The sequence below is a fragment of the Bacteroides fragilis genome, from assembly GCF_019583405.1.
Lineage (GTDB): Bacteria > Bacteroidota > Bacteroidia > Bacteroidales > Bacteroidaceae > Bacteroides > Bacteroides fragilis_B.
Genome location: NZ_SZUU01000006.1, coordinates 19799 through 42973, shown reverse-complemented (window position 1 = coordinate 42973; position 23175 = coordinate 19799). Strand labels below are relative to the sequence as shown.

At 41.2% G+C, this 23175-nt stretch carries 17 protein-coding genes; 5 read left to right on the top strand and 12 right to left on the bottom strand.

Going from position 1 to position 23175, the window contains the following annotated elements:
- Nucleotides 1-47 precede the first annotated feature (47 nt).
- Nucleotides 48-1493, bottom strand: a complete 1446-nt coding sequence (locus FDF36_RS13875) for an MFS transporter (RefSeq protein WP_220391729.1) — start codon at nt 1491-1493, stop codon at nt 48-50.
- A gap of 455 nt (nt 1494-1948) precedes the next feature.
- Here FDF36_RS13875 and FDF36_RS13870 point away from each other — a divergent pair, with 455 nt between their 5' ends.
- Nucleotides 1949-3298: an alpha-L-fucosidase gene (locus FDF36_RS13870; RefSeq protein WP_175636831.1), complete on the top strand. Its 1350-nt coding sequence runs from the start codon at nt 1949-1951 to the stop codon at nt 3296-3298.
- Nucleotides 3299-3311: 13 nt separating this feature from the next.
- The gene (locus FDF36_RS13865; protein ID WP_220391728.1) at nt 3312-4559 is read left to right on the top strand and encodes a PNGase F N-terminal domain-containing protein; all 1248 of its coding nucleotides are present in this window, start codon (nt 3312-3314) and stop codon (nt 4557-4559) included.
- Nucleotides 4560-4960: 401 nt separating this feature from the next.
- Here the strand turns inward: FDF36_RS13865 and FDF36_RS13860 are convergent, their stop codons facing one another.
- From FDF36_RS13860 to FDF36_RS13815, 11 genes are all read right to left on the bottom strand, one after another.
- Nucleotides 4961-8407: an ATP-dependent helicase gene (locus FDF36_RS13860; RefSeq protein ID WP_220391727.1), complete on the bottom strand. Its 3447-nt coding sequence runs from the start codon at nt 8405-8407 to the stop codon at nt 4961-4963.
- A 42-nt stretch (nt 8408-8449) separates the two neighbouring features.
- Entirely contained in the window at nt 8450-9064 is a 615-nt protein-coding gene (locus tag FDF36_RS13855; protein WP_220391726.1) for a hypothetical protein, read from the bottom strand.
- A gap of 4 nt (nt 9065-9068) precedes the next feature.
- Nucleotides 9069-10244 carry a 6-bladed beta-propeller gene (locus FDF36_RS13850; protein WP_220391725.1) on the bottom strand — a complete coding sequence of 392 codons (1176 nt, stop codon included), beginning with the start codon at nt 10242-10244 and terminating at the stop codon, nt 9069-9071.
- A 100-nt stretch (nt 10245-10344) separates the two neighbouring features.
- Nucleotides 10345-10656, bottom strand: coding sequence for a hypothetical protein (locus tag FDF36_RS13845; RefSeq protein WP_220391724.1), 312 nt, complete (start codon nt 10654-10656; stop codon nt 10345-10347).
- Nucleotides 10657-10897: 241 nt separating this feature from the next.
- Nucleotides 10898-11374 (bottom strand): hypothetical protein, encoded by a 477-nt coding sequence (locus FDF36_RS13840; protein ID WP_220391723.1) that lies wholly within the window; start codon nt 11372-11374, stop codon nt 10898-10900.
- A 214-nt stretch (nt 11375-11588) separates the two neighbouring features.
- The gene (locus FDF36_RS21320; RefSeq protein WP_259281449.1) at nt 11589-12044 is read right to left on the bottom strand and encodes a hypothetical protein; all 456 of its coding nucleotides are present in this window, start codon (nt 12042-12044) and stop codon (nt 11589-11591) included.
- Nucleotides 12045-12325: 281 nt separating this feature from the next.
- On the bottom strand, nt 12326-12754 hold the full coding sequence (locus FDF36_RS21315; protein ID WP_259281448.1) for a 6-bladed beta-propeller: 429 nt from the start codon (nt 12752-12754) through the stop codon (nt 12326-12328).
- A gap of 29 nt (nt 12755-12783) precedes the next feature.
- Nucleotides 12784-13578 carry a twin-arginine translocase subunit TatC gene (gene tatC / locus FDF36_RS13830; RefSeq protein ID WP_220391722.1) on the bottom strand — a complete coding sequence of 265 codons (795 nt, stop codon included), beginning with the start codon at nt 13576-13578 and terminating at the stop codon, nt 12784-12786.
- Between the two features lie 113 nt (nt 13579-13691).
- Nucleotides 13692-13919, bottom strand: coding sequence for a Sec-independent protein translocase subunit TatA/TatB (locus FDF36_RS13825; protein ID WP_220391721.1), 228 nt, complete (start codon nt 13917-13919; stop codon nt 13692-13694).
- A gap of 161 nt (nt 13920-14080) precedes the next feature.
- Nucleotides 14081-16576, bottom strand: a complete 2496-nt coding sequence (locus tag FDF36_RS13820; protein ID WP_220391720.1) for a bifunctional UDP-N-acetylmuramoyl-tripeptide:D-alanyl-D-alanine ligase/alanine racemase — start codon at nt 16574-16576, stop codon at nt 14081-14083.
- 29 nt (nt 16577-16605) lie between these two features.
- Nucleotides 16606-17592: a GSCFA domain-containing protein gene (locus FDF36_RS13815; protein WP_220391719.1), complete on the bottom strand. Its 987-nt coding sequence runs from the start codon at nt 17590-17592 to the stop codon at nt 16606-16608.
- A gap of 1547 nt (nt 17593-19139) precedes the next feature.
- Between FDF36_RS13815 and FDF36_RS13810 the strand changes: the two genes are divergently transcribed.
- From FDF36_RS13810 to FDF36_RS13800, 3 genes are all read left to right on the top strand, one after another.
- Nucleotides 19140-19505, top strand: coding sequence for a BlaI/MecI/CopY family transcriptional regulator (locus tag FDF36_RS13810; RefSeq protein ID WP_032537162.1), 366 nt, complete (start codon nt 19140-19142; stop codon nt 19503-19505).
- A gap of 37 nt (nt 19506-19542) precedes the next feature.
- Nucleotides 19543-20883, top strand: coding sequence for a M56 family metallopeptidase (locus FDF36_RS13805; protein WP_220391718.1), 1341 nt, complete (start codon nt 19543-19545; stop codon nt 20881-20883).
- Between the two features lie 224 nt (nt 20884-21107).
- Entirely contained in the window at nt 21108-23150 is a 2043-nt protein-coding gene (locus FDF36_RS13800; protein WP_220391717.1) for a sensor histidine kinase, read from the top strand.
- Nucleotides 23151-23175 lie beyond the last annotated feature (25 nt).

The following is a 23175-nucleotide window of genomic DNA, read 5'->3' as shown; positions in this document are numbered from 1 at the left end:
AGGGGGGAAGAATTAACTCTTTATTTCAGTCTGCTATGTGCTTGTTTTTAATCCAATATGATGGGTTTATACTTGGGAACCAATGCCTTCATCACAATCCATCCAACGAGGTAGGCTACCGAACAGATGCAGAAAATTATAAAGTACCCGGCCGGTTTACCGACGAAGCCCATAAATGCCATTTGAGTTATATCTGCATGTACAAACAGCTTACCGGCTGAATATTGGAGAATCATCGAACCCACTCCACCTGCCATGCCGCCGATACCGGTAATGCTGGCGATAGCGCTTTTGGGAAACATATCACCTACAGTAGAAAATATATTGGCGGACCAGGATTGATGGGCAGCACCTCCGATGCCGATCATGATAACCGGAAGCCAGGGGGAGATGGTTCCCAGTGGTTGGGCGAGTAGTACCAACAGAGGGAAGAAGGCGAAAATCAGCATAGCTCTCATGCGGGCTGCATACGGGTTTAGTCCCGTTTTATTAATGATAATCGTGGGAATCTTTCCACCATAGATGGACAGCATTGTAATTGCGTAAAGAGTGAAAATCAGTGCCCGCCCCAATCCTTCGGAGGTTTTTATATCAAATTGAGTGCTCAGGTAGGAGGGTGTCCAAAAGAGGAAAAACCACCATACTCCATCCGTCATGAACTTGCCGAATGCAAAAGCCCAGGTTTGTTTATACATAAAACATTGCCGGAAAGTCATGCCTTTCTTTTCCTTATCTTCTTTTGCGGGTATTGTTCCGTTCTCCTGTTTGTCTTGTTCGATATATTCGAGTTCTGTTTTGTTTACGGATCTGCTTTTAGAAGGAGCTGTATACATGAATACCCAGAACCCCATCCATATGAAACCGAGGGCACCGATGATAACAAACGCCATTTCCCATCCCCAGGCTTTGGCCAGTAATGGAATGCTTAAAGGAGCAATCAGAGCGCCGATAGAGGCACCGGCATTGAAAATGGAAGTGGCATATGCCCGATCCTTTTTCGGGAAATATTCGGCCGTTACTTTAATGGCAGCCGGAAAGTTACCCGCTTCACCAAGTGCCAGGATGCAGCGTGCAACCAGAAAACAATACATGCTTATAGTGGCGAGTATTACCACTACATCGCCTGTGGCCGCTATCAGTTCGGCTGCACTATGCATGCCTACATACTCTTCGGTCACAACTCCACAAAATGCATGCATGCAGGCACCTACCGACCATACACCGATAGCCCAGAGATAGCCTTTCTTAGTACCCATCCAGTCGATAAACCGGCCGGCAAAAAGCATACAAATGGCATATACAATGGAAAACACAGAAGTTATAATGCCGTAATGTGATTCGTCCCAGTGGAACTCGGGTTTGATAAATTCATCCCAGGTCAACGATAGCACCTGGCGGTCGAGGTAGTTTATTGTTGTCGCGAAAAATAACATGGCGCAAATTGTCCATCTGTAGTTTGTCATTTTCCCCACAGTGTTTTGGAGTGTATTCATACTATTTGATTTAAAATTTTCCGGTTTTGTTTCGGAGCCAAAAATACGCATTATTTGATGTTATCCAATGATATTGGCTACTTATTTTCATACTTTCAGAGATTATTTTATGATAAATTCATAAAAAGGAAGAATAAATACGTTATCGAACACAATAAATGTTGTTTTCGCACACGGTTTGTTTTTCTGAAAAATAGGAGATACGTTTGATTTGAAAATAGACCGGACTTACTTTCTTGGGATGCGTTGGAGTACTTCCAATACGAAATAGACTTTAATGAAGCTTGAAATGTAAATAATATATGAATAACTCAGGGCGCTGATTCCGGATTTGGTCCGGATTGTGGTATAGGCAGAGGATGTGCGGTTCGTTTTTATGTTTTTCCTTTTATTTTGTATTTCAAGATAGAAATTTTATCTTTGCCTTAATTGAGACAAAACATAATTAAAATAAAATGAAAAACAACCGATTGATCATTACCCTTATTGCCTTGTTTCTCTTAGGGTTTGGGCTGAACGCCCAAACGACTCCTACTGAGGAAACGGCTGCTCAGAAAGAGAAAAGAATGGAATGGTTCTCCCAGGCCAAGTTAGGAATCTTTATTCATTGGGGAATCTATGCTGTGAACGGAGTATCTGAGAGCTGGTCATTTTTCAACAATTACCTTCCTTATGAAGAGTACATGGCTCAGGAGAAAGGATTTACGGCATCGGCCTACAATCCTCAGGAATGGGTGAAACTGATTAAGGAAAGTGGTGCCCGTTACACCGTCATCACTACCAAGCATCATGATGGTGTAGCTCTTTGGGATACGAAGGTGGGTGACTTGAGTACCGTGAAAAGCACTCCTGCCGGGCGTGACCTGATTGCTCCTTTTGTGAAGGAGGTGCGCAAACAAGGATTGAAACTTGGATTTTACTATTCGTTGCTCGACTGGTCGCATCCCGATTATCCTAATAAAACCCGCACGGAAGTACGTTACAAAAACGATCCGGATCGTTGGGCTAAGTTTGTTAACTTCAATTTCGGACAGCTTTCTGAACTGAATAAAACCTGGAAGCCCGATCTTTATTGGTTCGACGGAGACTGGGAACAAACCGCTGAAGCCTGGGATTCGAAAGGGATCATCAATTTGCTGCGTTCCACTAATCCGAATGTTATAGTAAACTCCCGTATCCAGGGATATGGCGATTATGCCACACCCGAGCAAGGAGTTCCTGTGGTTCGCCCTGCCGATAAATATTGGGAACTTTGCATGACCATGAACGATTCGTGGGGCTATCAACATGCTGATACCAATTATAAAACTCCGTTCATGCTGCTGCGTACTTTTGTCGATTGCCTCAGCATGGGTGGTAATCTGCTTCTGGATATAGGACCGAAAGAAGATGGAACTATTCCTGCTGAACAGATTGCTGTTCTGAAAGAGTTCGGACGTTGGACGAAGAAGCATAAGGAAGCTATCTACGAGACCCGTGCCGGTATTCCATGTGAGCATTTTCAAGGGTATACCACACTGAATAAAGCAGGCGATATTCTTTACCTTTACTTACCTTATAAGCCAAACGGACCGATTGAGGTGAAAGGGCTTGTCAATAAGGTGAACCGTGTATGGGTAGTGGGTAACGGAGCTATGTTGCCATACAAGGTTTATAACAAGAACTATTGGAGTGAGGTGCCGGGAAACCTCTATATCGATATTCCCGAACGTGTGCAGGATGAGCAGATCACTGTGATTGCTGTGTTACTCGATGGTCCTATCAAGCTTTATCGTGGAGTGGGGCAAGTGATTGAAAGTAATTAAAAAATAAACCTTTATGAATTTCAGATTAACTTCTTTATTCGTTTTTCTATTCCTTTCTGTTCAGCTTTGGGCGGGAGGACATAAGAACCTGCCTGCCAAAGGCGACCTTCACGTTCCGGTATTTGAGAATGTGAATGTACGTTTCTCTCCTGATACGTATCCTAATAATTATAACGGGCCGGATGAATCAGGTGTATATCATCTGGTCAACGGACGTATCATCCTGAAGAAGATAACTCTTCCTGCATACAAACGAAATGTGTCGGTGAACCTAAAGATTACCCTTGCTTCCAACGGTGATCGCTGGGATAAGTCGGGTTCTTGTTTTGTGTTGCCCAAGTCATCAGCTGTCAATCTGTTGACAATCGCTCGTGATGGTGCGAAGTTTCCGCCGGTAGATAGCTTGAAGCTGGAAAAAATGGTAGGTATCGTTTCCGGAAAAGACTATTTGCCTACAGTAGAGTTGATGCGTTTCATGACTCCATTCGGTGTGGGGTACTACAGCAATAATAATGATTCGCTGAGCAGTAAGCGCCGTCCGGTTTATATCCCCAAGTGGGAAAGCAATGTTACTTGGCAACAAGATATAACCGATCTTTATCCGTTGCTTGAAGGCGAAGCTTATGTCGGTATTTATATCGATACCTGGACTTCTGAAGGATATTTGGTCAATGCGGATATCGATGTGAAAGAGAGTCGCCTGGCTTGTGACGTACTTCCAAAACGTCATGTGGAGCCGTTGATGAATACGGTTTACTACATGGGACAAAGTTATCCCGATATCTTTGCCCGGAGGGATGTATCTACCGATTTTACAGTTCCGAAGGGTGCCAAAAACATCCGGTTAAAATATATAGTGACCGGACATGGCGGACATAGCGGGGGAGATGAATTTGTGCAAAAACGTAATATCATTTCTATAGATGGAAAAGAGGTGCTCAACTTCATCCCTTGGCGTGATGATTGTGCTTCTTTCCGTCGTTTCAATCCGGCCACCGGTGTTTGGTTGATTAAGCGCCTGGCTTCTTATATTGGCGAGAAAGGATATACGGAGAAAGAAGTGGAAGAGCCTCTGGCTTCTTCAGATCTATCCCGTTCCAACTGGTGTCCTGGTTCGGATGTTGTGCCCGAAGAAGCTGTTATCGGTACACTTGCTCCTGGCAAGCATACTTTTACAGTCAGTATTCCCGAAGCTCAGGCGGTGGATGGCAATAAATTGAACCACTGGTTGGTTTCGGCCTATCTGGTATGGGAGGAATGATTACGTTAGGATTCATCCCGTAAGTGTATAATTCTATACTGCTTTGAATTTGATTTACCACAGAGGACACGGAGGACACAGAGAATATTTTCTTTAATATACTAAGCAAGAAATTAAAACTCTGTGTCCTCCGTGTCCTCTGTGGTGATTTCTGACGATAGGATATAAAAAAAGCCTCTTCTCACGAAGGGGCTTTTTAGGTTTACTTTCTTTTTATGCTTTTGCTCAAAAAGAAAGTAAACTTTAAGATGAAAAAAAGGGAAGTCTCACGACTTCCACAATTCTTCTAACCTTAAATCTAAATCTCTATGAAAAAAACGTAGTGCAAATATAGCGGTTTGTAATACACTGAGGTGTTAACGAAGTTCAGAAAGAAAGAATAAAAGCTAAGGACTGCAAAATTAAGATAATGGTTTCTGTCGTTTTATTAATTTTATCAAACTGTCATAAATAGGGTTTTGTTCCAATAATCGGGGAACCCCGGTGATAAACATTTGCTTGCGTGCTCTTGTCAATGCGACATTTAGTTTTCGGTCTATTAATACTCCGTTTTCCTCTGTCAGGTTGGAAAGGAAACGGAGTTGATAAGGATAGTTCACACAGAAAGAGTAGATTATCACATCCCGTTCGCTGCCTTGAAACCTTTCTACCGTATCGACTAAAATGGAGTTTAGTTCCGGAATGCCCATTTTGACAATTTCTTTTCTTATTAATGCGATTTGGCTCCGATAGGGGGTAATGATACCCAGGGTACGCATTCCGTCGAATGTTCCACCATATTGCCGGTAAACGTCGGCTGCGATTCGGGCGACGATCCGTGCTTCGGAATGGTTGACTTTGGCCGATGTACCTCGAGGTTCGGGTTCGGAAGGTAGAAAAATCATTCGTTGCACATCTGGGTTGTCTTCCATTTGATGAGGCAATCCCACCGGTAACAGGCGTCCTTCATAAAATGCCTGATTGGCAAAATGAGCTACTTCCGGATGCATACGTCCTTGTTTGCAAAGCATGTCGAAGGAGCGATGGTTCGGAGCCGATGCCGATACTGAGTCGGGAAGCAGATCCCCGGAAGAGGCTTGTACGGTGCGGTAAAGGCGTTCGAAAAGAGAATCCTTGAGATTCTTCAGTCCGGCGGTACGTAAGCTTTCATCATAGATTTCCGATTGTTCGGTATTTTGCAATACGACAGCAGGCAATTGTTTATGATCACCGATCAGTATGAACTTACCGACGGCATTCTCTCCATTTTCGCTCCGGGCACATAGGATACCTAATAGTTGAGGTTCCAGGATTTGGGTCGCTTCATCAATAATGGCTACATCGAATCTCTTCAGGCGAAACAGTTCGGGTTTTCCGGAGATGGAAGCAACTGTGCCTACAAAGATACGGCAACGGGCGATGCGTTCTGCTACTTCCGAGCGACGGGTACAAAGAGAAAGTTCGTTTTCAATCAGATGATGCCGGTAAGCTTCGTCACAAGACAGCTCACTGCCGACACGAATAAAGTCGACCTCCGGCCGAATGGATGAGATGGCTTTACAGATTTCGTCCACAGCCCGGTTTGTATACGAGAGCAGGAGGATTTGGGTCTGCGCTTCGCAATGGAAAGTTTCCACCATTTTTTTCAAGGCGCATGAGGTCTTGCCCGTTCCCGGCGGTCCTACCAATAGGAAAAAGTCTTTGGCAGCCAGTGCTTTTAGTGTGACCCGTGTAAAATCATCCGGAGCGGTTAGAATCTGTTTGTCAAGCCCGTACTCAAATTCGGGCATTCGTTGTGCCAGTAAAAGGTCACGCCGTTCTTTTGTTGCCGAAGCGAAAGCTGATAGTCCCTGATACATACTCCGGAAGGTAGTATCCATGGTGTCATGCTCTATCGCATAGAGGCTGTCCGGCGGAAGTACGGAACTATTCTGTTGAGTGGCACGCAGGCGTATGCCTATCTCTCCTTCTGTGATGAATTCAATATTACCTTTGAATACCATCTTATTGGTGACGTTATCTTCGTTCCGATTGCGTTCATAAAGTACAATGGCATCCCCCTGACGGAAGTTGGGCAAGGCCTGTGCCTCCTTTTCTACCTCAGAGGATATTTCGTTAGGTTCCGGGAATAGTTTATTTTCTCCGGAACCGTCTTTCTTTTGTTCAAGGAGGATATATGCTTTATGTTCATCGGCAGCATGATTCTCTTTGATGCGCAGATCGTAAAGAATCTCACCGGTTTCGCATTTCTCTGTCAGGGTAGATAGCCACAAGGCGGCTGCGCCGGTACGTCCTTCGTAATCGACATCTCCGGACTTGGAAGTATATAACTCTTTGGTTATGAAATTATAGAGTGCATAGAAGTACGACTGTTCCAGCGGGGTAAGTGAAGTTAGCTTCTGCGATAGATTATCGATGGACGGGCGGAGATATTGTTCCCAGAACCGGCCGGATAATCCTCGTTCGTTGAGTATGTCGGAACGTATGGCTTGGAGTTTGGAGGCAGTGTATTCCACACTGTTTCGTAACTGGATTCCATATTCATCAGATACGATCCGGTTGCGCAGATTGATGATCCGGCGCACCATGGCCCACGACGGACGTGCCGGATAAAGTAAAGGGTAGCGTGTGTAGAGCAGATAGGCTTTTACCCGGTGATGGTCCATTCCCATCGAGTATTGCAGTACTGCCTGGTAGAGCAGCATTTGTACTTTATTGTTTTCTTTGGGCTCTACTTTGTTGCGGATAGAGAATTCGTCTGCTTTCCCCGATTTCATCTCAATAAACGATGACATGTCACGCTGCATGTAGTCCAATCGTCCTTGCAGTCCCAATGCTTCGCAAATGTACGAGGGCTCGAGCACTGCATCGGTCTTATCCAATTCATAACCCGGCGCGCGGAAAGTGTCTGTCACCACTTCGCGGATATGTTCGAAGTGTAGTTTGCAATCGTCAAAGAACTGTCGTTCCTTCTCTCTGTCACGTAGGTCGGTGCAGGCAGCCAGTTCAATCGGGTAACGGCGAAAGGCTTTTTGCATACACTCTCTGTAGTCCGGCTCGTTTTCAGCATGAATCCATTCGTCCAGGAAGAGGTTGGCTATGTTTCCCAGCAGTAACGGGCGGGCATTTTCGATGGGTTGGAGACGCGCCAGTACATAGTTGGCGGGATGATGTCCGTAATCACGAAAACATTCTGCCAACGAACTGATGTCGATTAAGTAATCCGGTTCGAGTACGATGAACGAAGGAGTCAGGACACCGGTTTCGTCAATGGCCACATCAAGTAGGTTGAGTTGTGCATGGCACCATAAAATTTCGCAGGTTTGAGCAAACTCCTCGTTGATTTGCGGCACATTATAACGTATCCTCAGATATTCGTCAGCAATGGTATCGACCGGAGTTACATATAGATACTGCTCGTCGGCATATTGATAGCATACACGCATTCGTTCTATTCGCTTTTTAGCCGGAGGTGCTACGAGGTACGTCGCGTCGGCACGAGGCAGCAAGCGGTAGAGTTCGCCGGGAATCTCGACTTCGTAAAGTTTACGTATAAAGAAAGCAAGTGTCTTGGCATCCCGCAGCAGTTTTTCGCGTACAGGTTCCTCTTTTCGATTGAGAATAGCGTTTGAGGTCAGGCGAAAAGTGTGTAATCGGTTTTGTTCAACAATTGTCAGCCCTGCCCGTGCCGACACAAAACTGATCCGTGCCGAAAGGTCAGTCATCTGAAGACTTTCATCCTGCATTTGTGCCCGGCACAATCGTTCGAGCAAATCACGCAACTGTTTGTAAGCCATCGCCAGATTGCTATCTGCTGTCCGACAGGCTGCAAGCAGGATTTCAAAAGATTCGTTTACCTCATTTTCCATACAGCAAAAATAGACAAATAGAGTGAGAATCCTATGAATCTCTTAGAAATATCGTTGAATGATGTGGTGGTAATAACGTTCTGAATAAATAGGAACTTCCTTGATGGGAATAAACAAATGTTCAATTTTCATTTTTTTATCCATCAAACATACATAGGGGATATTCTCGTCTTGCAGGATATTATCGGCATGGGTATTCTCACTTAAAAAATAAATGGGTAAAGTGATATTGTGTGCTTTCGTAAAAGCAGAAAATCCTCTTTTATTATCATATTCAGCAATGATGATAATTCTGTCTTTAGGTATCCTTTCGGCGATTTCTATAATGTTTTTTAGTTCAAATTCAACGCAAGAGGAGCAATGTAAATATGAAAACCTGAAAATAATTTTATAATGATCATCTAGTAGATTGGATAGTTTTAAAGTAGATCCAGTGATATTTGTTAGTAGAAAGTCATTTAATTGGTATCCATTGTTAGCATATTGCATTTGCATATTATTTAAAAGCAAATCTTTGTCCATAGCTAAACTTCCTATTTGATTCTCTTTTGTGCTTACCAATTTTCGTAAGTGATTGTTTTTCTGGAAGAGTGAAAACTCACTAATACATAATAGAATTAATAAGACGATAATGCAAATACTACTTATTCTTTTCATGGTCTTAAATTTTTTTCATTTTTATGGCAACGATTACAGGGTTATCTTCTAAAGTCAGTTTTTCTAACTTTACTTTTTCAGATGCGGGAATTAATTCTGTGTGACCCATAATTGAAGAAGGCTCCATTATACTGTAAAGAGTATTTTTATGGACTGCATAAGGTAAGAAACGAGCGAGACCATCCATGTCATTTTCTATAGGACTTTTTTGGTATGCAGAAGCCTCAATATAAGTTTGAGATTCCGGATAATAAAATCCGAAGAATGCATGAAACCCAATTCTATAGAAGAAATAGGAAAAATAACTACCTTCATAGTAGGCTGTCAATACAGGAAATTGTGCTCCATCTCCCAGCATATTCATAGCCTCATCAACAGACACACTTTCAGATTTTAGTTTTTTTATGTATTCTCTTTGAGCTTTTTGATAATTCTCTCCATAATTCATAACGAATTTTCTCTTTAAATGAAATGAATCTAAAATTTGATAGATTGTGTCATTTAATGGAATAATTAAATTTTTGTTGTTTGTTAGATTATTGGGCAATCCCCAAATTCCTGAGGTTGATAATTCTGAACTGAAAAATAGATCTGATTTACTGTCCTTGTTTCGGGTATTGAGGAATAGTAGGTTGGGATATTGGTCCTCTTCCAAAAACAGATGGTTGTGTTTATAATCACCATAAAAAGCTATTTCTGAATCGTTAATAACAGCAAATGTCTCAGCTGAATATTTGGATGTTATTGTCTTAATATATTCCCCATTTGAATTGTATATTAGTAGTTTATTGACATCTCCGTCCCAAATATACATTTTCCCATTATGAATATTTATGTCGGTTATTGATATATATTCTTTATCAGAGGCACCTCTATTTCCTATCTTTCTGATAAACTTACCTTTTTGATCGAAACAATATGTGGCAGTAGTAATGTTTTTATCTAAAACATAAATTTTTTTGTCTGTTACTATAAGTTTATCAATGTTTCCTATTAGAAATTCATCTTTAGTTTCTAAAGGAATATAATATATTGAGTCAACGAGTGAGGATAATTTTATATTAGATTCTTTTTTTACCGGAGCATTTATTATAATAAGGTTTTGATTGTCTATAGGGATAGGCTGTGAGCATCCCCATAAGTAAATAAGCAATAGTATGACGAAAAATATATTTTTCATAAATAATGAATAAAAGTGAATCTAAAATGAAAACATGGATTTTTTATGTGAGGTAATAAGAACATAAAAAATCCATGAATAATAGTATGATGTTGATTCGTTATAAAAGGCCTTTGCAATCAGTACCTTTAGAAGGGTCACAACAAACTTGCTCTTCTTTGCCACATGCTTTATGGGTTTCTAAATTAGGGCAAGCAAAAGACTTTAAAGCTTTGTCTTTTATGAAAGTTGGATTACCTCCGCAACCGTAATCTCCTGGTCCGGCAGTTTCACCATCATCAGCAAATGCGGATAATTCAAAAAAATCATTGAGTCTTGTTTGGGATTCTGTTACTTTTTGATTGGATTGTTGAACGAAATAAACGTTTATGCTTATTAGCATAATGACGAATGGAATGACGATTTTTTTCATGATTTTAAGTTTTTAATTCTGATGTTACAATTATAAAAAAATGATTCATTTATTCAAAATTAAACAATGTTATTATGTTTTCTTAACTTATCCGTTCTTGTTTACTATACTCTTTTCATAAAATAGATAAAGACAAATGATACTGAACAGGAAAAACCACGATATAGGTTGTATTGGTAGGAAGGAGTAAACTCTGTGTTTATCGATGGTGAAGGAGGGCAAATCGGACGATAAAGTCCGATTATTCCTTTTTAGCGTGTGGATTAAAATGTATTTTGATATCTTTTGTATCGACATTCGGCTGATTTAAAACGATGATATAAGCCTTTGCGTCGAATGCCATAGACATTAATTCCTCTCGTAGCACATCTATTGATAAAGTAAACTTGTTTTTTCCTCTATATACGGATACATTGCATTTGTCCATTAATGTATTTGTATAGACTTCTGCAACTAACAAAGTCTGTTTACTCCAATCTATCAAGGGCAAATCATTTGAATATTTGGAATATTCCACTTGAAAACTTTTCAGATCAGAAAAAGAAGAAACCAAAACCGTTTCATCCTTTTTTGAATCAGAATGGCAAGCTACTTCCTTGATCTCGACATTAGTTTCAAGAATGCCATCTATTCCATCATATTCTTCGCTATTATTGCAAGAAGCTCCAATTAATGCCATGAATAGTATCATGATTAAATAAAGAAATTTACGTTTCATACTGTTGTTTTTAGAGGTTTATTTTATTAATACTGATCATGTCTTTTTTTGAAGAGGTGTATAAAGAGGTCGTATTCATAGCTATACTTCTTATTTGGCTTTCTTTCATACCTACACCTTTTTTCAGTTGATCGTTTTTTGAAAAGCAAAATTCAGTGATGTATAAAAGTCCAATAGGACAATAATAAAAATGCTACCAATCTTTTACATAATTCTATTGTCTTTTTATTTTCATAGCAACAATAACCGGATTGTCTTCTGATTTTAGTTTCTGTAGTTTGTTCTTTTCAGATATTGGAATCAATTCAGTGTGTTCGAGAATTGCGGAAGGATCCATTGCGCAATAAAGAAAATCTCCATGAACAGTACGAGGTAAAAACCGAGCGAGACCATCCATGTCATTTTTTATAGGATTTTTCTTGTATGCAGAAGCTTCAATATAAGTTTGAGATTCCGGGTAATAAAAACCGAAATAAAAATGATACCCCATCTGGTAAAAGAAGTAGGAGAAGCTATTTCCCTCGAAGAAAACATTAGTAATAGGAAATTGAGCTCCTTCTCCAGCTATTGCTTCGTCTACTGTTACTTTTTCTCTTTTTAATCTTTCTATGTAATTCTCTTTTTCTTTTTTGTATTTTTGCCGGTAATTTATAACGTATTTTCTTTTCACTCCGGATGAAGAGATTTAATATATCGTGTCGTTTAAAGGTATGATGAGATATTTATTATTGGAAATATTATTAGGTAAACTAGTGATACTGGTGGTGGATAGGGTTTCTTCATAGAACAAATCGGCATTTGTTTTCTTATTGTTTAGATTGATAGTTAATAAGTTGGGATATTTCCCTCTATTTTTAAATTTGTAATTATGTTTGTAATCACCATAAAAAGCAATTTGGGAATCATCCAAGATGGCTATTGCTTCTGCTGCATAATCCGATGATATGAAACTTACAAAGTCCCATTGGACTTGTAGATTAATAATTTCTTAGAACTGCCATCCCAGATATAAACGTTTTCATGATAAACATTTACGTCTGTAATAGAGATATATTCTTTATTAGAAGCGCCTCGGTTTCCTATTTTTCTAATGAATTCTCCCTTTTTGTTGAAGCAGAAAATTGAAAGGCTGATATCCTTGTCGATAACATAGAAAAAATCATCGGTGACTATTAATTTATCGATGTTTCCAATAAGATATCTATCATCAGTTTCCAAGGGAAGATAATATATGGAATCTATTATTGTGGACAGTTTGACTATATTATCATCCTGTTGTAACGGCATATTTATTTCAATAATATCTTTAGGCTTTGTTTCAGAAGAAGAACAGCTCATAAACAGAAGCGATAAGCCTAAGAAGGCATAGAAATATTTCATACTACAATTAGAGTTTGATATATTTATAATTATGTTTCTTTTTTGTCTTTAATCATCAATATGCTCATTTCATAAAGCAGATAGAGGGGGATAGCTACGATGCTGAGCGTGAAAGGGTCTCCTGTTGGAGTAATGACAGCGGCAGCAATGACAATCAGGACAATGGCATGTCTCCGGTATTTTCGTAGGAATGATTTGTTTACCAATCCAAGCAAAGAAAGCAACCAGGTTACCAAAGGCAATTCGAAAGCCAGCCCCATGCAGAGCACCAGCATCATAAAATTATCTATATAAGAATTCAGGGAGATCTGATTCTCTATTTCTACGCTGAGTTGATAGGTAGAGAGAAAACGAAGGGTGAGCGGATAGACCATGAAATAACCTAAAAGGACTCCGATAAAAAACATGACCGTGCCGATGGTCAGGGCTTTGCGGACTCCTTTCCGTTCGTTAGGGTAAAGGGCAGGACGGATGAAACGCCATATCTCGAAAAACAAATAAGGTGTGGCAGTGACTACAGACATCCAGAAAGCGGTGGACATGTGAATAAAAAAAGGTGCTGCCAGATTGATGTTTACCAGCTTGACTTTAAACTCACGGGTAAAGAAGTCATCGGTAAGGTCGAATGCCTGTCCGATGTCCCGCAGAAGATGGTAAAAAATGAAATCGTTGTGGCAGGGGGCCAGAATGACGTGGTCGAACAGATAGGGCATAGCAATGAAATAGCCTATAGCCAAAACAAACCATACACCTATAATTCGAAACAACACCCGGCGCAGTTCATCCAGATGATCCCAAAAAGTCAGTTCTTTAATTTCTGCCATTGTACGAGAAAGGCGGTTGAAGTTTACTTTCGTTCTGTCTTTAATACCGTGAAAAAAGAAGCAGTATCTTTCGTCCTATGGGTAGATGCAAGAAACGAAAATAAAGCGGGATATCAGTTGTTTTTCTTTTCCTTGTTTTCCGGTTCGTCGATTTCTTCTTTTGCCTTGTTTATTTCCTCTTTGGCTTCGTTCACCCCTTCTTTAAAGCTTTTCACTCCTTTGCCGAGCCCGCGCATCAGTTCGGGAATCTTTTTACCACCAAAAAGTAAGAGTATAACCAACAGGATGATAATCCATTCGGAACCACTGGGCATGAATCCTAATAAAAAAAGGTTTGTCATAACGGTATTGTATTAGTTCGTGTGCAAAGATAGACTATTTTGAATGAAAAAAGAAAGGCAGAATCATAAAAGCGAAAACCGGGCTCATAAAAACGAAAAGTGAAAAGCAAGAGGAGGTTAATGTCCGTTACTTTTCACTTTTTCGACTGAATCTTTTGGAGTTAATCTTGATAATATACTCTCTTGACCCGGGTTGAAATGCCTGTCAATACTTCATAAGGGATGGTTTCGAGCGCATCCGATAAGACGGTTATCGGCAATTCGTCACCAAAGATGATGGCTTGATCACCTTCCCGGCAATCAATATCCGTTACGTCGATCATACACACGTCCATGCAGATATTTCCTACGTATGGGGCTTTTTTGCCATTGACAAGGCAGTAGCCATGTCCGCATCCCAAATGGCGGCTCAGACCATCGGCATATCCGATGGGTATAGCAGCGATACGGGAGGGGCGTACCAAATGTCCTTTACGGCTGTAACCTACAGTGTCCTCTTCTGCTACTTCCCGTATTTGGAGAATCGTTGTTTTCAGGGTGCTCGTGTTGTTAATGATTGAGTTATCGATCGGACTGATTCCATACAATCCGATGCCAAGACGAACCATGTCGAACTGCGCACCGGGGAAGCGTTCGATACCGGCCGTGTTGCAGATATGGCGCAATATTTTGTGGGAGAACGCATCTTGCAGCTCCTTCGACAGTTTTTCGTATCGTTCTATTTGCTGTCGGGTAAAGGCATCGAACTGGGGAGAGTCGCTGCCTACAAAATGCGAAAAGACCGAACGGGGAATCAACGCATTCTGATTCTTCAGCCGGCGAATCAATTGAGGGATATCTTTCTCTTCGAATCCCAATCGGTGCATGCCTGTATCCAGTTTTACGTGAATGGGGAAGTTGGTTATCCCTTCTTTTTCCGCAGCCTTTATCAGTGCGTCGAGCAGATGGAAATTGTATACTTCCGGTTCCAGCTTATAGTCGAACATGGTTTTGAAAGCAGTCAGCTCGGGGTTCATGATGATAATGGAGGCCGTGATACCTGCTTTGCGAAGGTCGGAACCTTCATCGGCTACGGCCACTGCCAGATAGTCAGCGTGATGTTCCTGAAGGGTTTTGGCTATTTCGTATGAACCGGCTCCGTAAGCGGATGCTTTCACCATACAAACCATTTTGGTTTCCGGTTTGAGCATCGAGCGGTAATGATTCAGGTTGGCTACCATAGCCCCTAAGTTTACTTCCAAAATAGTTTCGTGTACCTTCAGCTCCAGTTCTTCCGAAACGAGATCGAAACCGAAGTTGCGAGAGCCTTTTATCAGGATGATTTCATTTCTGAGTTTCTTTATTACATCTGATCTCAGCAGTGCTTTGGTATCGGGAAAGAAATACTTTTCTATATCAAATTTTGATGCGCATGAAGATATCTCGGCACCTACACCGATAATTTTTTCAATGCCCCGGCTGTGAACCAATTGCGCGACTTTGCGGTAGAGCGTTGTCGTGCTTTGTCCGGTTTCCAGGATGTCCGAAAGGATGAGAGTACGCTTTAAACCTTTCGATTGCGAACGCCGGTAAAGAAAATCGAGAGCGATATCCAGAGAGGCAAGGTCAGAGTTATAACTATCATTGATCAGGATGCAGTTATTCTTTCCGTCTTTCACTTCAAGGCGCATAGCCACAGGTTCAAGGCGAGCCATACGTTCGGTGATCTGGTCGGCCGGTACCATCAGGTACAGGCAGGCAGCGAGGCAGTTCAGGGAGTTCTCGATGGATGCATCGTCGATAAAGGGGATGCAGAACGTATTGTCCATTTCCAGATAGCGATAGGAGATGACGGTATGGTCCTCTTTCTTTTCAATCCTGCTGATGTAGAGCGGACGTTCGATATCTCTCATGCTCCACGCGATTTCACGGGCAGTCAGCATCGATTTTCCTACGCAGTTGCTTATCATCTCGTTGTCGCCATTGTAAATGACTACATCGCAGTCTTTGAACAGGCTTAGTTTCTCCATGCACTTCTCTTGCAGCGAAAAGAAGTTTTCCTGATGTGCCCCGCCAATGTTGGTCAGGATACCTATCGTTGGCTTAATCATATTCTGCAACGGGCGCATTTCGCCCATTTCGGAAATGCCGGCTTCGAAAATGCCCAGTTCGGATTCTTCGTTCATTTGCCAGACAGACAACGGAACACCGATTTGCGAATTGTAGCTGCGTGGTGAACGCACGATAACCCGGTCGGGACTGAGCAATTGGTGAAGCCATTCTTTTACAATGGTCTTTCCATTGCTGCCCGTAATGCCGACTACCGGAATCTGGAAGGAACCACGGTGCTGCTCGGCCAATTTCTGAAGTGCCTTTAAAGTATTGGGGACAATAAGGAAATTGCATTCCTGAGCCATTGTCACTTTCAGTTGCTCACTGTCCATGGTGAGCCCTTTGAAATCTTCGCTTGTGACTACAAAATTGCGTACTCCCCGTTCATAAAGATCGGGGATGTAGCGTGCGCCGTTGTTCCTTTTGGTGGGAATGGCAAAAAAGAGGGTCTCTTCCGGAAAACATAGCGAACGGCTGTCGGTCAGTAGCCAGTCGATGGCAGCAGGCTTGTTTCCCAGGCGCCGTGCACCTATTTTTTCAACGATTGATTCAATTGTATATGACATAATATTAAAGCATTGGCATGTTTGCACATTTATTGAAGCGCCAGTCGGCACATGTTTGTTTCTTTTTCGAAATCTAAGTACGGGTATTTTCCGTTAAGTCGTTCTATTTTTAACACAATTTGTCCTAAAAATCTTTTATGCTCTTCCGACTCGGGATGGAAAGGTTTGTGCGCAATCGCTTTTCGTATCGTTTCACACTCTTTGATCAGGTTTTGGGTTTCGGGGGTGAAGAAAGTCTCCGAAAAACGCTCCCATAGATAATTGACGGTCAACGTGGATGGGTGTACCATATCATCTGCATAGAAGCGATAGTCCCGAAGTTCATCCAATACTATTTCATAAGAAGGGAAGTAGCAAGTGACCTGTGGATAACGTTGCATCAGCCGGTCTATGGCAAGCAGCAGCACGCTTTTACTGAGCTGGTTGGCATGCATTCCGTCTCGTATGTGGCGAATGGGGCTGACTGTGAACAAGATTTTTAGTTGAGGATTCAAAGAGAGCAATTCGTCCAACAGCAGGGTATAGTCTTCTACTATCTCGTCTATCTCAAGGCGGCGGCGTATAAAACTCTTTTCAGGCAATTTGTGGCAGTTGGCTACTACCTTTCCTGTCTCTTTTTGTTCGTATACGTATGCGGTGCCGAAGGTCAGCATAAGCCGGTCAAGTTGTTTCAGCTCTTTATGTGCCTGTTCCAGACGGGCTTGGATATTCCGTAAGGTATCTTCAAGGGTAGCGGCGGAGAAAGAACCGTGATGCATCGGGCTGTGCCAACATTCGCGATGCAGAAACAGATCGGATGCTTTGTACTGCTTTTGGCTGATGATTTCGCGCAAAGCCATTGAGACGGATCGTGGATTATATAAGATACCAAATGGATTGATGTCGATCTGGAATTTATTTTCAGCAAGCAGGGTTCCGATGTTCTCTGCGAAGCAGGAACCCATAATCAGCAGTTGCTGGGCATGGCTGATAGGGATGAATCCAGATGGAATTTCTACCGGAGTATTCAGGTTCATAATTAAGTAATTCTATAACGGGGGTACAAAGGTACGTGATAATTTCGGGAAACGCATGCAAGTAGCTGAAAATATGCCGTATAGTTGCGGATACCTGAAATCTTCACCCTCTTGCGTGACCATATCGTTCACTTTCCGGATTTGAAATACCCTCTCCTGCAAAAAATGATTTTCGATCTTCCATCTTCCACCTTTTAAGATCTATCTGTTTAATAATCACGCTGTTGAATGGGTGGAAGATCGCGTTTTTCAGCCATTTATCTTCCACCCGCATCTTCCATCTTCCACCTTCTGTTTTAAGGTGATATTTTACGTAAGTGTTTGAATGACAAATGCGAATTGTGCGCATTTTAAGCAAATATATCTTTTAAAGTATTTTGTTTTTCTTCGTTGTTTAATAGGAAATGGTGCGGTCCTTATCTCGTCCCGCATACCCGGGCCCATGAGCCCGCGTATGTGTGCCCATGAGCCCGCATACCTGGGCCCATGAGCCCGGGTACGCGGGCCGGAATAACGATGGTGAGATAAAACGTAAGATATTGATATACGGTGATTTACAAGTAGAGCAAATTAAAGATGTTTATTTGCTTGATTGGTAGGATAAAAAGAACCGCTGCTCTTTACGGGGGGCAATAAAGAAACAGCGGTTCACATCAACTGGTTGAGTTTGTTGTAGAGGTCTGGATTTAAGGATGTATATAAAGGTTTAAACTGAAAGAAAAAACTAAAATGAAAATGGAATCTTTGAAATAGGAATGAAACTCCGGGGACACGTCGTCCAGATAATATCAGATTTACAGAATCGGGTGGCGGTGCACATCTGTCGGATACGGGATTTATATTTAGTGATATAAGAGTAGCCTGGATTTAATATCAGGCGGGAATATTTCACTTTGTGAACTTTGAAAATGTATTTGGCTGTATCAAGAATAGTTTCTTTCCGTTCGGCTAAACAGGAAGAAGTGAAGCAGTCTGAATATTCAAAGTCCTTGGTTTCTGTGGCATAGTATAGAATCTTCCTGCCTCGTTGGATAATGTAATCCAATCTGTAATAATCATTTGAGTCGGTTTTCCCACGGTGGAAATATAATATTTTGATAGTAGGTTTGCCCATGGCTTAAACGTAAATAGACAGGGAAAAATGAACGGCCCTGCTGATCCGCTGTACTACGCATATTTGAATCCAGAGGATAGAAAGCATGCAGTTTAGGCCATTACAACCTAATCACGGGGGCAGAACCGTTGTCTTTATGACAAAGCCGCAAGCATATAACTAAATTATATGCTCTTGGCTGTTGTAAGACAGAAAGTTTGCTTTCTATTGTCTCTAATAAAATTCAAAAAACGTAGTACACTACAAAGGTGAGAATTTTTTTTGAATTAGCATAGCAAACGGTTAAAAAATGTATGAAATAACACTTTACCAGTTGGGAATGTTTCACTGTTTATGCTTTATCATAAAACTATCAGCTTTAGTTTTAATTAACTGCTAAAATTAGTTTTTGAACTAAATCTTTTCGTTATTTGCATGTAAAAGATGAAAAGTTATGAAAGGATTGACAGCTAAAGAAGAGGAAATCATGGGCTTTTTTTGGGAAAAAGGTCCTTTGTTTGTGAAAGAAATGTTGGCATTCTATGATGAGCCGAAGCCACATTTCAATACCTTGTCTACTATTGTGCGTGGATTGGAGGAGAAAGGTTTTCTGGCACACCATACTTATGGTAATACTTACCAATATTATGCGGTTGTCAGTGAGTCCGACTTTAGTAAACGCACGTTGAAGAGTGTGATTAGTAAATATTTCAATAATTCATATCTCAGTGCCGTTTCGTCACTGGTGAAGGAAGAAGATATTTCACTCGATGATCTCAAAAAACTGATTCAGGAGGTAGAACGGGGAAATGAGGACTAAAATGGGGTAGAAACCGGATTTTTAATAATTGAATAGTATGGGAGTCTTTTTTGTCTATATACTGAAGTCATCTGTTTGTTTGGCGATTTTTTATCTGTTTTATCGTTTATTGCTGAGCAAGGAGACGTTTCACCGGTTCAACCGAATTGCTCTGTTGGCTCTTTTGCTGCTTTCACTGTTGCTGCCTCTGATTCAACTGACTACTACCCAACAGACAGAAATGCATCAGACGATGCTTACTATCGAACAACTATTGATGATGGCGGATATGCCGGCATCTGGGGTGGCACAGGCAGAAGGGGGATCCGTATCGGGCATTCAGATCATTTTGGTAATCTATTTATCAGGCATCCTCTTTTTGGTGTGCCGCCATCTTTATTCCCTGAGCCGTTTGCTGGCATTGTTGAGGTCGGGCAAGAAAGAAAAGATGGAAAATGGAATAACTTTAGTGACCCATCAGAGCAAAATTTCTCCTTTTAGCTGGATGAAATACATTGTTATTTCTAAGAAAGATTTAGAAGAAGACGGTCGAGAAATACTAATCCATGAAACGGCTCATATCTGTAACCGGCATTCTGTCGATTTACTGATTGCGGATATCTGTATTTTCTTTCAATGGTTTAATCCGGCTTCCTGGCTGTTGAAGCAGGAACTGCAGAATATACATGAGTACGAGGCTGATGAAACGGTGATAAGGGAAGGTGTCAATGCTAAGCAATATCAGTTATTACTGATAAAGAAAGCTGTTGGCACAAGGCTCTACTCTATGGCCAACAGCTTTAATCACAGTAAACTTAAAAAACGTATCACTATGATGTTAAAAGAAAAATCAAATCCTTGGGCACGATTGAAGTATTTGTATGTACTTCCTTTGGCCGCCATTGCTGTGACTGCATTTGCACGTCCTGAAATTTCTGGTAAGATGGAAGAAATTTCGGTCGTCAAAGTTAATGATTTAAAGCAAATAGTGGAGAAAAAAGTGCCGGAAAAAAAGATCGGAGTAGCAGTGGACACCGTGAAAAAGGATGTTCCGGCGAAGATGGTCATTGAAGTTTCGCAGTTGGATACGGTATCTGTTCCGAATGCACTTACTATCTCGGATGGATTGAAAAGAAGTGGATTGTCTCTGTTTGCAACCAGGCAGACCGATTTTCAGCCTCAACCGCTGATTATGGTAGATGGAAAAGAGATAACCGGCGAACAAATGGAGGCAATCAATCCGGATATGATTGAGTCGATCAGTGTGCTGAAAGACAGAGAATCTGTAAAGATCTATGGAGATAAGGCCGAACATGGTGTTATTTTGATTACGTTGAAAGGAAAAAAAACGAATGATTTAAATAAGCTTTCTTTTTCTACCATGAATCCGGAAGACTAAAATAATTGTTATTGATATCATTCCAATAAACGGATATGCCGATAGAGACTGCAAAGGGACATGTGCAGACTCTATCGGCATATTTGTTTATTGAAATTATGTTTGATTTTAATTTGCTCCAATTATATTATTTGTACTTTTGTGACTAACACAAGGCTTAACCTTCGGTTGGCAGAGTGACAGAAGAAAATGTCAGAGTATTACACTTTAATTATTATTTACTTATGAAGAAACTACTATCTGTTTTCTTATTTTTATTTTGCTACGTTGTAGCGGCCGATGCACAAGATGATGCCGCACAGTATGATTCGATTATGAATCTGATGAAAAATAAAAAAATTCCTTTGATGGAACGTTATTACATGACCGGGGATATCGAACATCTTTCGCGGGAACATCAGATCGCTGTGCTGAAGCAATTGATTCCGGAAGCGAAAGAGGTGGAGGATAAAGCGGTCGTTACCCGTCTTTATTCCATTGTAGCCATGTTCGAAAATCAACTTGGGCACATGGCTGAGGCTAAAAACTATCTGGATAGTGCTTTTATGAACAAGGGAAAGTTTGAAAACAATAACATTGCCGGTATGATGCACTATATTGCCGGAATCTATTATTCGAATAAGAACCTGATGGAAAAAGCGCATGAAAATTATTATCAGGCTGCCGAGTATTTTAATCGCAATGCGGTGAAGCCGGCAATCTTAACGGAGATTTATTATGATCTTTCTATCATTTATTCGATGTGGCAAGATGATGAGGGATTAAATGAATTGTCGGAAGCAATGAAGGATTTACCGGTAGACTTCCCTTTTCAGCAGATATTGAAATGGACCCTAAAAGCAAAGTATTTCTATGCTTTATATCAAAATGAACACCGGATGGATTTATTGGACTCTGTGACAAAATATAATCAGGAAGCTTTCGAAGTATACACATCAACCGAGAATCCATATGATGTGGGCTACGTGATATCCGATAATTATTTGCATCAGGCAGTTGTCTATAGTGAAGCCGGTAAGATAAAGGAAGCGGAACAATGTTTTGAAACGGGTAAAAAACTGATGAATCCTAAAAAGATCGATGCAAACGTGTCACTTAGCTATGTTTCGGGGGTGATTGCCTATTATCAGGCGGATTATGAATTGGCCGAGAGGCATCTGCAGGATGGATTGCATGAACTGAAAAAAATGAATGAAGAACAGGAGGTGGATTATTATCACTCTTTGATTGATTTCTATACCTTATTGGCCAAGGTGTACGAGAAACAGGAGCTTTATAATAAAGCTCTGGAGGCTGCCCGCAATTCATTGAAATATGAAACCCGGTTGTTTGATAAAAACAGTAGTAAGACTATTCAGAAGTTACGGACACAATATAGTCTGGACGAAAAAGAGAGGGTGGTGAAGCAGCTTACGGCTATCAATGAAAAGAACAAGTGGATTAATATTCTCTCTGTCACCCTGATTGTATTGGCGCTGATTACGATTGTTCTGTTGCTGATACGTTATCGTTCCCGTCAGCGTATTCATGAGGGAATGTTACAGATTGCCAAACTGAAACAGCAGGAAACGGAATTGACAGTCGAATTGCAGAAGGCGAAGCTGGAGGAGAGGGAACGCGAATTTCAAGCCTTGGTGCATGAGGCACAACAGCGTAAAGTGCAGTATTATCTTGAGGGCCTGGAGGTAGAGCGAAACCGTTTGGCTAAAGAGCTCCATGATAATGTTTCGAACGAATTACTGGCTATTAAAATGAAAATTGCTGACGGGACGAGTAGTAGGGAAGAGGTTTTGGATACATTGCAGGCTTTGCAAACCGAAGTGCGGGGAATTTCACATGATTTGATGCCGCCTGTCTTTAAGTATGCTTCCCTGTCGGAGATTCTTCAGGATTATGTCTGTCAGCGTAATCAACCGGGACAGACCGAGCTGACTTTGGCGCTTGAACCGGAGGAGGGATTCGACCATTTATCGCAGAAAGTGGCATTGGAGATTTACCGAATTGTACAGGAAGCTACAAGCAATGCACTGAAACATGCGCAGGCCACCCATATTGAGATTATTCTTGTTCGGGAAGGAAACAGGATAAAGTTGACAATAGCTGACAATGGCAAAGGTTTTGAACAACAAACCGGAAAGTCGGGAATTGGTCTGGTTATCATAAAGGAACGTGTGGAAAACCTGAAAGGAGTTCTGACTCTAAGTTCTGTTCCAGGCAAAGGAACAGATGTGAGCGTAGAGATTGATTTAGACGGTCTGGAGAAATAAAAAAGATAAAATTTTTGCTGCCACC